The sequence below is a fragment of the Streptomyces sp. NPDC052040 genome (genome assembly GCF_044548405.1).
GTDB lineage: Bacteria > Actinomycetota > Actinomycetes > Streptomycetales > Streptomycetaceae > Streptomyces.
On the sequence record NZ_JBIUBV010000017.1, the window covers coordinates 104482 to 116341 of the forward strand.

11 protein-coding genes are annotated in these 11860 nt (G+C 71.3%); 3 read left to right on the forward strand and 8 right to left on the reverse strand.

From position 1 onward, the window contains the following. Positions 1-31: 31 nt before the first annotated feature. Positions 32-1132 (reverse strand): cytochrome c oxidase assembly protein, encoded by a 1101-nt coding sequence (locus ACIHAA_RS27055; protein ID WP_399821549.1) that lies wholly within the window; start codon positions 1130-1132, stop codon positions 32-34. Positions 1133-1419: 287 nt separating this feature from the next. Then, a complete protein-coding gene (locus tag ACIHAA_RS27060; RefSeq protein ID WP_399821551.1) occupies positions 1420-1824 on the reverse strand; it encodes a hypothetical protein in 405 nt (134 codons plus the stop codon). Between the two features lie 371 nt (positions 1825-2195). Between ACIHAA_RS27060 and ACIHAA_RS27065 the strand changes: the two genes are divergently transcribed. Then, entirely contained in the window at positions 2196-4148 is a 1953-nt protein-coding gene (locus tag ACIHAA_RS27065; protein WP_399821553.1) for an amino acid transporter, read from the forward strand. Between the two features lie 106 nt (positions 4149-4254). On the opposite strand, the gene ACIHAA_RS27070 is transcribed toward ACIHAA_RS27065, so the two are convergent. From ACIHAA_RS27070 to ACIHAA_RS27090, 5 genes are all read right to left on the reverse strand, one after another. Then, complete coding sequence (locus ACIHAA_RS27070) at positions 4255-5772, reverse strand: ATP-binding protein (RefSeq protein ID WP_399821652.1); 1518 nt, start codon at positions 5770-5772, stop codon at positions 4255-4257. Positions 5773-5826: 54 nt separating this feature from the next. Then, complete coding sequence (locus ACIHAA_RS27075) at positions 5827-6537, reverse strand: response regulator transcription factor (protein WP_399821555.1); 711 nt, start codon at positions 6535-6537, stop codon at positions 5827-5829. A gap of 274 nt (positions 6538-6811) precedes the next feature. Further along, positions 6812-7441: an FMN reductase gene (locus tag ACIHAA_RS27080; protein WP_399821557.1), complete on the reverse strand. Its 630-nt coding sequence runs from the start codon at positions 7439-7441 to the stop codon at positions 6812-6814. Beyond that, entirely contained in the window at positions 7438-8538 is a 1101-nt protein-coding gene (locus tag ACIHAA_RS27085) for an LLM class flavin-dependent oxidoreductase (RefSeq protein ID WP_399821559.1), read from the reverse strand. Before ACIHAA_RS27085 ends, ACIHAA_RS27080 begins: the two co-directional genes overlap by 4 nt. Positions 8539-8677: 139 nt before the next feature. Next, positions 8678-9133, reverse strand: coding sequence for a hypothetical protein (locus tag ACIHAA_RS27090; protein ID WP_399821562.1), 456 nt, complete (start codon positions 9131-9133; stop codon positions 8678-8680). Positions 9134-9337: 204 nt separating this feature from the next. On the opposite strand from ACIHAA_RS27090, the gene ACIHAA_RS27095 reads away from it, so the two are divergent. Together ACIHAA_RS27095 and ACIHAA_RS27100 are read left to right on the forward strand one after the other, a co-directional pair. Continuing rightward, entirely contained in the window at positions 9338-9673 is a 336-nt protein-coding gene (locus ACIHAA_RS27095; RefSeq protein ID WP_399821564.1) for a YnfA family protein, read from the forward strand. Between the two features lie 173 nt (positions 9674-9846). Continuing rightward, complete coding sequence (locus ACIHAA_RS27100) at positions 9847-10626, forward strand: SDR family NAD(P)-dependent oxidoreductase (RefSeq protein ID WP_399821566.1); 780 nt, start codon at positions 9847-9849, stop codon at positions 10624-10626. A gap of 30 nt (positions 10627-10656) precedes the next feature. Here the strand turns inward: ACIHAA_RS27100 and ACIHAA_RS27105 are convergent, their stop codons facing one another. Then, positions 10657-11850 (reverse strand): RtcB family protein, encoded by a 1194-nt coding sequence (locus tag ACIHAA_RS27105; protein WP_399821568.1) that lies wholly within the window; start codon positions 11848-11850, stop codon positions 10657-10659. Positions 11851-11860: the final 10 nt, after the last annotated feature.

Genomic DNA, 11860 nt, shown 5'->3' on the forward strand with positions numbered 1-11860 from the left:
GCCGGGCCCGGCGGACAGGCCGGGCGCGGCGTCAGTCGTCGTCGCGCTGGCGGCGGATCCTCGCCGCCACGTCGTTCTGCTCGGTCTCCCACCAGGGGCGTACGCGCTCGGCAACCGGCGGGGCGTCGCTCTGCACCGGAGCCGCGGCGGAGGCAGTGGCGGTCGCAGTCGCCGTCGCCGTCGCGGTCGCGGGGGACGTGGCCGCGGCCGTGGCCACGGGGGTGAGTTCCGCGTCCAGGCGGCGGTCGAGCGCCGCGTTCTGGGCGCGTTCGGCGCGTGCCCACTGGACCAGGATGGCCAGCAGGAAGGGCAGCGCGACCAGTTCCGCGATGCTGAGCATCGCCCCGCCGCCGATCTGCTGGTCGTGCTGGACGTCCGGTGACCAGGAGGGGGCGTGGTGGAGGTACCAGGCACCCGCGATCAGCGTGCCGTGCGTCATGACGACGATCCCCGGCACCGCGTCCACGATCCCGTCCAGGAACACCAGCGCGGCCCGCACCGGATGGGTGCACCAGGCGGGCAGGGTCTCCTCGCGGGTGAGCACCGGCACCACGAACAGGCAGCCCGCCGCCAGCAGATGGAGGTACATCAGCTCGTGCAGCCAGTTGACGCGCAGCGCCGTGGCGAAGTACGGGGTGAAGTAGACGGTCAGCTCGGTGGCGAGCACGAAGGCGGTGCTGACCAGCGGAAAGGTCAGCACCCGTACCACCCGGCCGGTCATCGCCCGGCGGACCCGGGCGGCCGTGGTCTCCGGCAGCGCCTCGACGGCGAGCCGCAGGGGGTCGCCGAGGGCCAGGCCGAGCGGGGCCACCAGGTCGAGCAGGATGTTCTGCACGGCCGCGGGCCAGAACAGCACATGGTCGTAGACGGCCAGGGCGGACATCGTGGCCACCACCAGCGCACCGAGTCCGAGCAGGACGAAGGCGGCGGCACGGGCGGGCGGCCAGACGGCTCCCCGGCGCCGCAGCCGTACGACGCCCCAGCCGTAGAGCCCGCCGAGGAGGAGGACCAGCAGCAGCGCGGGGACGTCCAGCTGCCACGAGGACAGCAGGCGTCCCGTGGTCAGCTCCGCGAGCGGCCCCGCGGACAGGATCGACGGGGTGGACATCCCGGTCATCGCGTGATCAACCATGCGGATCACCCTCCTTCAGCCCGTACCGTAGCGAGCCGCCACGGCTCCCAGGCGAAGGTAGCCCCCGGCGACCGAAGACCGAACGGCGGGGTGGGCCCGGACGGCGGGGAGCCTCCACCACGGCCGCCACGGCCGCCAGGTCCACCACGGCCGCACCGACCCCACGGCCGACAGAGGCAAGGCAAGGAGAAGGGGCGCCCCGGGCCCGGGGCGCCCCTTCGGCCTCTCGATGTCACCGCTCAGTGGCTTCTCTCGATGCCACCCGCGGGACACCTCGTGGCGTCACGTCACCGCACGGTCAGGATCACCGTCGGGGACATGGTGTTGCCGTGGATGACACGGAAGCGCTCCGTGCCCTTCGCGGCGAGCTTGGTGGCCGAGATGGCGAAGGTGTCACCCTGCGCGACCTTGACGCTCTTCACGATGACCCACTTGCCACCGCTGTAACGCTGGAGGTTGAGCACCTGGCCGGCCCTCAGGCCCTGGGTGCGGCCCGAGAAGCTCACCGACTCGCCCATCCGCAGCACGGACTTGGAGGGCTTCACGGTGATGGAGGCGGCGATGACGTTGGTGCTCTTCGTCTCCGTGTGCGTGGCGGCGAAGGCGCCGGGGGCCCCGGCCGTCAGCAGTGCGACGGCGACCAGACCGGCGGGAAGGGCACGGGCGGAGCGGGTACGAAGCGAGGATTTCACGTTTCTCTCCTGTGCTGAGACAGATCCCCCCTGACGGATTCCCCCAACTGCGCGCACCTTTGAGGCTTCCATGGAGCCGACCGGGCGGCGACCCGGCGATCACTGCAATGCAGTAATACAAAGGCCGGAAAAGCAGTCACTCAACGTGATACGACGAGGTCATTTGCGTTATCAGAAACATCTCATTTCTTACCTTCGCTTCATATGCCCGACCGCTCGCCACGCCCTCATGCGAGTGAAAGGGCCCCGGGTCCGCCGCGTCCGCTGTGCGGAGGCACCCGCAATGCACTCTGCCTAGGCTGGTAAGGCGGTCTTCCCGATGGCCGGAGTCGTTCGCGGAGCCGTACGCCATACGCCAGGAGTGCACGCCGATGGCCACCACCGAACGCCCCCCTGCGAGCCGATTGCGGGAGTGGATGCTGGAGGGGCTGTCCGACATGGGCAAGGGCACCTCGCAGGGCCCCTACGCCCAGCCCGAACCCGCCCACCGCGGCCAGCGCTGGTGGCGGGTGATGTGCCTGACCGGCGTCGACTACTTCTCCACCCTCGGCTACCAGCCCGGCATCGCCGCCCTCGCCGCGGGACTGCTCTCCCCCATCGCCACCGTCGTACTGGTGATCGTCACCCTCGCCGGGGCCCTGCCCGTCTACCGCCGCGTCGCCGTCGAGAGCCCGCACGGCGCGGGCTCGATCGCGATGCTGGAGCGTCTGCTCTCCTTCTGGCAGGGCAAGCTCTTTGTGCTCACCCTGCTCGGCTTCGCCGCCACCGACTTCCTGATCACCATCACCCTCTCCGCGGCCGACGCCTCCACCCACCTGGTGGAGAACCCCCACCTCACCGGGGCCCTCCACGGCCACCAGATGCTGATCACCCTGCTCCTGGTCGCCCTCCTCGGCGCCGTCTTCCTCAAGGGCTTCCTGGAGGCCATCGGCGTCGCCGTCGCACTCGTCGGCATCTATCTCGCCCTCAACGTCGTGGTCGTGGCCGTCGGCCTCTGGCACGTCCTCACGGCCGAACACGTGGTCACGGACTGGACGGGCGCCCTGACCACCCAGCACGGCAATGTCTTCGTGATGGTCGGCCTGGCGCTGCTCGTCTTCCCCAAGCTGGCCCTGGGCCTGTCCGGCTTCGAGACCGGTGTCGCCGTGATGCCGCACGTCCAGGGCGACCCGGCCGACACCGAGGAGAAGCCCACCGGCCGGATCCGGGACACCAGGAAGCTGCTCACCACCGCCGCCCTGATCATGAGCGTCTTCCTGATCACCACCAGCTTCATCACCACCCTGCTGATCCCCGCGGGCGACTTCAGAGCCGGCGGCCCGGCCAACGGCCGCGCCCTCGCCTACCTCGCACACCTGTATCTCGGGGGCGCCTTCGGCACGGTCTACGACATCTCGACGATCGCCATCCTGTGGTTCGCGGGCGCCTCCGCCATGGCCGGTCTGCTGAACCTGATGCCGCGCTATCTGCCCCGCTACGGCATGGCCCCGCACTGGGCCCGCGCCGTACGGCCCATGGTCATGGTGTTCACCCTGATCGCCTTCCTCGTCACCTGGATCTTCGACGCCGACGTCGACGCCCAGGGCGGCGCCTACGCCACCGGCGTCCTCGTCCTGATCAGCTCCGCCGCCATCGCCGTCACCATCGCCGCCCGCAAGGCCCGCCAGCGCAGGTGGACCATCGCCTTCGCCACCATCGCCACCGTCTTCCTCTACACCACCGTCGCGAACGTCATCGAGCGGCCGGACGGTGTGAAGATCGGCGCCTGCTTCATCGCCGGGATCATCCTGGTCTCCCTGCTCTCCCGGCTGGCCCGCGCCTTCGAACTGCGGGTGACCAGCGTGACCCTCGACGACCTGGCGGAACGCTTCGTACGGGACATCGCCAGCCGCCGTATCCGCTTCATCGCCAACAAGCCCGGGGAGCGGGACGCCACCGAGTACCGGGAGAAGATCGAGCAGATCCGGGCGGACAACGAGCTGCCCCCGCAGGAGGACTTCGTCTTCGTGGAGGTGACGGTCACCGACCCCTCGGAGTTCGAGGCGGGCCTGACCGTCCGCGGGGAGGTCCTGCACGGCCGCTACCGGGTGCTCACCCTGGAGTCCTCCTCCATCCCCAACGCCCTCGCCGCCCTGCTCCTGCACGTCCGCGACACCACCGGCTGCACCCCCCACATCTACTTCGAGTGGACCGAGGGCAGCCCGTTCTCCAACTTCCTGCGCTTCTTCCTCTTCGGCCAGGGCGAGGTCGCCCCCGTCACCCGCGAGGTGCTCCGCGAGGCGGAATCCCACCGCGACCGGCGCCCCCGCGTCCACGTCGGCTGAACCGGGACCGTACGCGGCCGGAACCGAACCCGGCCAGGGCCGTACCCGGCGGCCAGGGCCGTACCCGACTAGGGCCGCACCCGGCCAGGGCCGGGAAACCGCCTGCTCACGCGGTATCGGACCCCGTGCCGCCGCCGAGCGTGAAGCCGATCACCGATCCCCCGCCCTCGCGCCGGTGGGCGAAGGACGCTCCCCCGTGGGAGATCGCCACGTCCCGCACGATCGACAGCCCGAGGCCCGAGCCGGGCAGGCTGCGGGCGTCGGCCGCGCGGTAGAAGCGGTCGAAGACGCGGAGCAGGTCGCTCTCCTCGATACCGGGCCCACGGTCGAGGACCTCGATGCGCACACTGCCCAGCGGGGGGCCGGTGTGCGGTTCGTCGGACTCCAGCGGCTCGGCCGGGTGGGCCGGGCCGGTGACGGCGATCTCGATCGGCGACCCGGCGTCGCGGTCGAACTTGGCGGCGTTCTCCACCAGGTTGGACACCGCCCGTTGCAGCGCCATGGCCCGCCCGTCGACCGTGGTGTCCCCCGTCACCCGCACCAGGACCTCCCGCCCCGTACGGCGGCGGGCGATCGACGCCGCGTCCTCGGCGATGTCGGCGAGGACCAGCCGCTGCACCGGTTCGGTGTCCGACTCCCCGGCCGCGAGATCGACCAGCTCGTTCACCAGGTCGGTCAGCTCACGGGACTCCTCGGCGAGATCGGCGACCAGTTCCTCGCGGGCGGCGGGCGGCAGCTCGTCGATGCGGCGCAGCAGGGAGATGTTGGTACGCAGGGAGGTCAGGGGCGTACGCAGCTCATGGCCCGCGTCCTGCACCAGGCGCCGCTGGTCCTCCTCGGACTGGGCGAGCCGCCCCAGCATGCGGTCGAACGAACGTCCGAGCCGGGCCACCTCGTCGTTCCCGGTGAACGGGACCTGGATACCCAGCCGCCGGGTGCGCGCCACATCCTCGGCGGCACCCGCGAGCCGCACCAGCCGCCCGGTGATCCGCCGCGCCAGCCACCAGCCGAACAGCCCGGCCGCGATCACCACCCCGCCCATCAGCACCGCCGTACGCTGCTGGAGGCTGCGCAGCAGGTCCTCGGTGCTGCTCAGCTCCTGGGCGACCTGCACCGCGCCCTGGCCGCGGCCGAGCGCCACGGTGGCGACCCGGTAGACATCGCCGCCCACGCTGACGCTGTTGTGCTGGACCAGTTTGCCCGCGGTGGCGGTCGCGGCGATCCGCCAGTCGGAGCTGTCGATGGGCAGCGCCGGATTGGAGTGGTCGACCACCCTGCCGCCGGGCCCGAGCACCTGCACCACCGTGCGGCTGGGCCGGATGATGTCGTCGCGCGGGGTGTCGTGGTCCTTGTCGGAGATGGCGAAGTCGTCCGGCATCAGCGGCTTCTGTCGGACCTGCGTCCGCAGATCGGCCACGACCTGCGCGAACACGGTCTGCTGGTCCACCCGCACCAGCCGGGCGGCGGCGTCGTAGCTGAGGAAGCCGACCAGCACGGTGACACCGGCGGCCACGGCCGCGAAGGACAGGGTGAAGGTGGTCCGCAGCGACGAGATCCGGCGCAGCCGGGACCGCAGCCGCAGCCTGCGGCGCAGCCGGGCGGGCAGTCGGCGCCACAGGCGCATCCCGATCCCGGTGCCGTCCCCGGGGCCGGGGCGCGAGGGCGGGGCCACGGGTCCTCAGTCCTCCCTCAGCACGTACCCCACACCGCGCACCGTGTGGATCAGGGCCGGGGCGCCCGGCTCGTCGAGCTTGCGGCGCAGATAGCCCACGTAGACGGCGAGGTTCTTGGACCCGGGGCCGAAGTCGTAGCCCCAGATGCGGTCGTAGATGGTGGCGTGGTCGAGGACGATGCCCGCGTTGCGGGCGAGCAGTTCCAGCAGGTCGAACTCGGTCCGGGTCAGCTCCAGCTCCCGGTCCCCGCGCCAGGCCCGGCGGGCCTGCACATCCATGCGCAGCCCGGCGACGGCGACCTGCCCGGTGGGGATCTTCTCCTCCTCCTTCGGGATCTCGAAGGAGGAGCCGTTGGTACGGCGCAGCAGGGCGCGCAGCCGGGCGAAGACCTCCTCGACATCGAACGGCTTGACGACATAGTCGTCGGCGCCCGCGTCCAGTCCCGCGATCCGGTCGGCGGTCTCCACCAGGGCGGTGAGCATCAGGATCGGGGTGCGGTCGCCCTCGGCGCGCAGCACCCGGCACACCTGGAGTCCGTCGATGCCGGGCATCATCACATCGAGGACGAGCACATCGGGCTGGGTGCGGTGGGCCTGGGCCAGGGCCTCCACCCCGTCCGCCACGGCGGTCACCTGGTAACCCTCCAGCGTCAGCGCGCGTTCCAGGGCATGGCGGATGGCGCGGTCGTCCTCGGCGAGCAGCACTGTCTGGGTCACGCCCCCAGTCTGCCAAGGCCAGCGTGGTGCACCACCGGGTGGGCGGAGCCGGGAGCGGGCTTCTTACCCGCCTCTCACCGCCCCGGGCGGGCCGGTTTACCCGGCAGGGCCACTGTGTCGGCTACGTCGCCCGGGCTCTTCGGGTGCCCACGACGGACTCGCCGGGGCCTGCGCGACGGCGGCGGGCGTCGCGGGCCTGCGCCGGGCACGCGCGGGGAGCCGCAGCCATGAAGCCCGCCCGGGTACGCCGTCCCAGGGCGCACCCGCCCGGCCGCTAACTGCGCAGCGCGGCCAGCTGCTCCGCGAAGGGCACCACCCGGAACTCCGCGGACTCCGCGGCCCCCACAGCAGTAGCGGCAGCGGTAGCCGGCCCCATCAGCGCGGCCAGTTCCCCGGCCGCCCGGTCGATCCGCTCGGGCAGTCCTTCCGCGCCCCAGTCCTCCGAGGCCGCGTAGACGCCGGTCGGGGCGACCACAGCCCGCAGAGAGGAGAAGAGGGGACGCAGGGCGTGGTCCAGGACCAGCGAGTGCCGGGCGGTGCCGCCGGTCGCGGCGATCAGGACCGGCTTGCCCGCCAGCGCGTCCTTGTCGAGCACATCGAAGAACGACTTGAACAGCCCGCTGTACGACGCCGAGAACACCGGCGTGACCACGATCAGCCCATCGGCCCCGCTCACCGCCTCCTGTGCGGCGGCGAGCGCCCGCCCGGGAAAACCGTTGGTGAAGTTGTGCGCGATCTCCACGGCGAGGTCGCGCAGCTCGATCATCTCCACCTCGGCCGGCCGCCCGACGACCGCAGGCCCGGCGGCCGGAACCGTCCGCTGCACGGCGGCGGCCAGCCGCTCGGCCAGCAGCCGGGTGGAGGACGGGACGCTCAGCCCCGCCGAGACGACGACCAGCTTCATGCCGCGCTCACCCCCTCCTCCGTACTGTCTCCCTTGTCTCCCCCGGACTGGTGGGTCGGCGCCTCCGGTACGTCCGCCGGGCGGCCGACGGCGAACTCCTTGCGCAGCACGGGTACGACCTCCTCGCCCAGCAGATCGAGCTGTTCGAGCACGGTCTTCAGCGGCAGCCCCGCGTGGTCCATCAGGAACAACTGGCGCTGGTAGTCACCGGCGTACTCACGGAAGCCCAACGTCTTCTCGATGACCTGCTGCGGGGAGCCGACCGTCAGCGGGGTCTGCTCGGTGAAGTCCTCCAGGGACGGCCCGTGGCCGTACACCGGCGCGTTGTCGAAGTACGGCCGGAACTCCCGCACCGCGTCCTGCGAGTTCTTCCGCATGAACGCCTGTCCGCCCAGGCCGACGATCGCCTGCTCCGGGGTGCCGTGCCCGTAGTGGGCGTACCGCTTCCGGTAGAACTCGACCATCCGCTTGGTGTGGTCGGCCGGCCAGAAGATGTTGTTGTGGAAGAAGCCGTCACCGTAGTACGCGGCCTGCTCGGCTATCTCGGGCGAACGGATCGAGCCGTGCCAGACGAACGGCGGGACCCCGTCCAGCGGACGCGGGGTGGAGGTGAAGCCCTGGAGCGGGGTGCGGAACGTGCCCTCCCAGTCCACCACGTCCTCGCGCCACAGGCGGTGCAGCAGGGCGTAGTTCTCCACAGCGAGGTTGATGCCCTCGCGGATGTCCTTGCCGAACCAGGGGTAGACCGGGCCGGTGTTGCCGCGCCCCATCATCAGGTCCATCCGGCCGTCCGCGAGGTGCTGAAGCATCGCGTAGTCCTCGGCGATCTTCACCGGGTCATTGGTGGTGATCAGGGTGGTCGAGGTGGAGAGGATCAGCTTCTCCGTCCTCGCGGCGATGTATCCGAGCATCGTGGTCGGCGAGGACGGCACGAACGGCGGGTTGTGGTGCTCACCGGTCGCGAAGACGTCGAGACCGACCTCCTCCGCCTTCAGCGCGATGGCGACCATGGCCTTGATCCGCTCGCGCTCGGTCGGGGTCCGGCCCGTGGTCGGGTCCGGGGTGACGTCGCCGACGCTGAAGATCCCGAACTGCATGTTCGCTCACACCCTCCGAATAGTTGACGATTCAACTATACCCCTGAACCGCACCACTGCCCCCGGTATTCCGAACCCCCCACCCCGCACCCCCTGACCCCTCACAGGCGGCGCCCCCGCCGCCGCCCGCGATCCCCGTTCAGAACGTGTACCGGTCCCCCGTCCCCAGAACCAGCACCTGCTGGGCGCTCGGGGTGCGGTCCGCGGCGCCACCGGACCCCACGGAGTCGATCTCCATCCGCACCCCGTCCGCCGAGGTGTCGGTCAGTTGCACACGCAGATGGATCTCCCTGCCCTGGGCCAGCGGGGCGACCGCCCCCGTGCGGCACAGCACGGTGGTCGTGTCATAGCGCGCACAGGCCGCGGGCAGCAGTTGCTCGTCCGCCAGCGGCTTGGACCAGCGCAGCCGCACGGCGGCGTCCTGGACCCGGGAAACTCCGTGGTTCCGCGGGGTGATCCGTACGTTGACCTCGCCGCGGCCCATGGTCACATAGCCGTGATAGGCGAGCCCGGCCTCGGCGGGCAGGGCGGTGGCGGGCAGCGCCGCGCCCACCACGACGGCGGCGCCCAGTGCGCCCGCAATCCACTTCCTCATGGTCACTTCCTCCACATCGGGCCCGACAACACCGCATGTATGCCACGTGCGGCCCGCCCCGGGCACCGCCGGGCAGGTGACCCGGCCGCTCTCCGCGGCGCGCCGTGCGAGGGTGCGGCCGCCCCGGGCGCTCCCCCGCGGCGCGCCCGGCGAGGTGCAGGTGCCCCGGCCGCTCTCCGCGGCGCGCCGTGCGAGGGTGGCCGCATGATGGTCCTCCGCTCCGCAGCCCTCTTCGTCGTCGCCGCGCTCTTCGAGATCGGCGGCGCCTGGCTCGTCTGGCAGGGTGCGCGCGAACACCGCGGCTGGCTGTGGATCGGCGCGGGCGTCATGGCGCTGGGCGTCTACGGCTTTGTCGCCACCCTCCAGCCGGACGCGAACTTCGGCCGGATCCTCGCCGCGTACGGCGGGATCTTCGTGGCCGGGTCGCTCGCCTGGGGCGCGGTGGCGGACGGCTACCGCCCGGACCGCTGGGACATCACCGGCGCGCTGATCTGCCTCACCGGAATGGCCGTCATCATGTGGGCACCACGAGGCCACTGAGAACGGCCGCCCCGCGAAGACACCGGGCACCCCGAACCACCAGCGGCCAGGCACCGGGCACGCCGGGCGCTCGGGACCCCCGTCCGCCCCGGGACCTATCCTGGGCGCACGCCGCCCGCGCCAGCGCGCGCGGTGGCGCGTACACCCCAGCCCGTCGTCCGAGGAGCCTCGCCATGACCGCCGCAGCACCCTCCGCCGCCTCCCGCATCGCCGTTGTCACGGGCGCGAGCAGCGGCATCGGCGCCGCGACGGCCCGTGGGCTCGCGGCCGCCGGGTACCGAGTGGTTCTCACCGCCCGCCGCAAGGACCGGATCGAGGCGCTCGCGAAGGAGCTGACGGCCGCGGGCCACTCGGCGACGGCCTACGCCCTGGACGTCACCGACCGGGCGGCGGTCAACGAGTTCGCCACGGCCTTCCGGACCATCGGCGTCCTGGTGAACAACGCGGGCGGCGCGCTCGGCGCGGACCCCGTCGCCACCGGGGACCCCGAGGACTGGCGCCGGATGTACGAGACGAATGTGCTGGGCACCCTCCATGTCACCCAGGCCCTGCTGCCCGCGCTGACCGCGAGCGGCGACGGCACCGTGGTCGTGGTCTCCTCCACCGCCGGGCACGGCACCTACGAGGGCGGCGCGGGCTATGTCGCCGCCAAGCACGCCGAGCACGTCCTCGCCGAGACCCTCCGCCTGGAGATCGTCGGCACTCCGGTACGGGTGATCGAGATCGCCCCCGGCATGGTGAAGACCGACGAGTTCGCGCTGACCCGCTTCGGCGGCGACACCGCGAAGGCGGCCAAGGTCTACGAGGGCGTCGCCGAACCCCTGTCGGCGGACGACGTGGCCGAGACGATCACCTGGGCGGTCACCCGCCCCAGCCACGTCAACATCGACCTCATGGTGGTCCGCCCCCGGGCCCAGGCCTCCAACACCAAGGTCCACCGGGACGCGCGCTGACCCCGGGCGCCCGGCCGGGCGCCCCCTTCGTCAGCCCTTCACACAGACGATCTGCTTCAGTCTGGCCACCACCTGCACCAGGTCGCCCTGCTGCTCGATGACCTGCTCGATGGGCTTGTACGCGCCGGGGATCTCGTCCACGACACCGGAGTCCTTGCGGCACTCCACCCCGCGCGTCTGCTCCTCCAGGTCCTTCGCGGTGAAGCGGCGCTTCGCCGCGTTCCGGCTCATACGGCGGCCCGCGCCGTGCGACGCCGAGTTGAACGACTTCTCGTTGCCGAGGCCCTTCACGATGTACGAGCCGGTGCCCATGGAACCCGGGATGATGCCGTACTCCCCGGTCCTGGCGCTGATCGCGCCCTTGCGGGTGACCAGCAGGTCCATCCCCTCGTAGCGCTCCTCGCTCACATAGTTGTGGTGGCAGGAGATCTCGGTCTCGAAGGACGGCCGGGCCTTCTTGAACTCCCGGCGGACGACGTCCTTCAGGAGCGCCATCATCAGCATCCGGTTGTAGCGCGCGTACTCCTGCGCCCAGTACAGGTCGTGGCGGTAGGCCGCCATCTGCGGGGTGTCCGCGACGAAGACCGCCAGGTCGCGGTCGATCAGCCCCTGGTTGTGCGGAAGCTTCTGGGCCACACCTATGTGGTGTTCGGCCAGTTCCTTGCCGATGTTCCGGGAACCGGAGTGCAGCATCAGCCAGATCGATCCGTCGTCATCGGTGCACACTTCGACGAAGTGGTTTCCGGATCCAAGCGTTCCCATCTGCTTTTCGGCACGCTCGTGACGGAATCTGACCGCCTCGGCCACCCCCTCGAACCGCCCCCAGAACTCCCCCCACCCCGCCGTCGCCGTCCCGTGGAAGTGGACGGGGTCGACCGGGCTGTCGTGCATTCCGCGGCCCACCGGGATGGCCTGCTCGATCTTCGAGCGGAGGCGGGAGAGGTCGCCGGGGAGGTCGTTGGCGGTCAGGGAGGTCTTGACCGCCGACATTCCGCAGCCGATGTCCACGCCCACCGCCGCCGGGCACACCGCGCCCCGCATCGCGATCACCGAGCCGACCGTGGCGCCCTTGCCGAAGTGGACGTCCGGCATCACCGCGAGGCCCTGGATCCACGGCAGCGTCGCCACGTTCCGGAGCTGCTGCATCGCGGCGCCCTCGACCGTCGACGGGTCCGTCCACATACGGATCGGGACGGCGGCACCCGGCACCTCTACGTACGACATATCAATCACT

Bases quoted from the DNA above. Each gene is read 5' to 3' on its own strand.
- ACIHAA_RS27055 (WP_399821549.1), bottom strand. From the start codon at position 1,132: ATGGTTGATCACGCGATGACCGGGATGTCCACCCCGTCGATCCTGTCC.
- ACIHAA_RS27080 (WP_399821557.1), bottom strand. From the start codon at position 7,441: ATGAAGCTGGTCGTCGTCTCGGCGGGGCTGAGCGTCCCGTCCTCCACC.
- ACIHAA_RS27090 (WP_399821562.1), bottom strand. From the start codon at position 9,133: ATGAGGAAGTGGATTGCGGGCGCACTGGGCGCCGCCGTCGTGGTGGGC.
- ACIHAA_RS27095 (WP_399821564.1), top strand. From the start codon at position 9,338: ATGATGGTCCTCCGCTCCGCAGCCCTCTTCGTCGTCGCCGCGCTCTTC.
- ACIHAA_RS27085 (WP_399821559.1), bottom strand. From the start codon at position 8,538: ATGCAGTTCGGGATCTTCAGCGTCGGCGACGTCACCCCGGACCCGACC.
- ACIHAA_RS27105 (WP_399821568.1), bottom strand. From the start codon at position 11,850: ATGTCGTACGTAGAGGTGCCGGGTGCCGCCGTCCCGATCCGTATGTGG.
- ACIHAA_RS27070 (WP_399821652.1), bottom strand. From the start codon at position 5,772: ATGCGCCTGTGGCGCCGACTGCCCGCCCGGCTGCGCCGCAGGCTGCGG.
- ACIHAA_RS27065 (WP_399821553.1), top strand. From the start codon at position 2,196: ATGGCCACCACCGAACGCCCCCCTGCGAGCCGATTGCGGGAGTGGATG.
- ACIHAA_RS27100 (WP_399821566.1), top strand. From the start codon at position 9,847: ATGACCGCCGCAGCACCCTCCGCCGCCTCCCGCATCGCCGTTGTCACG.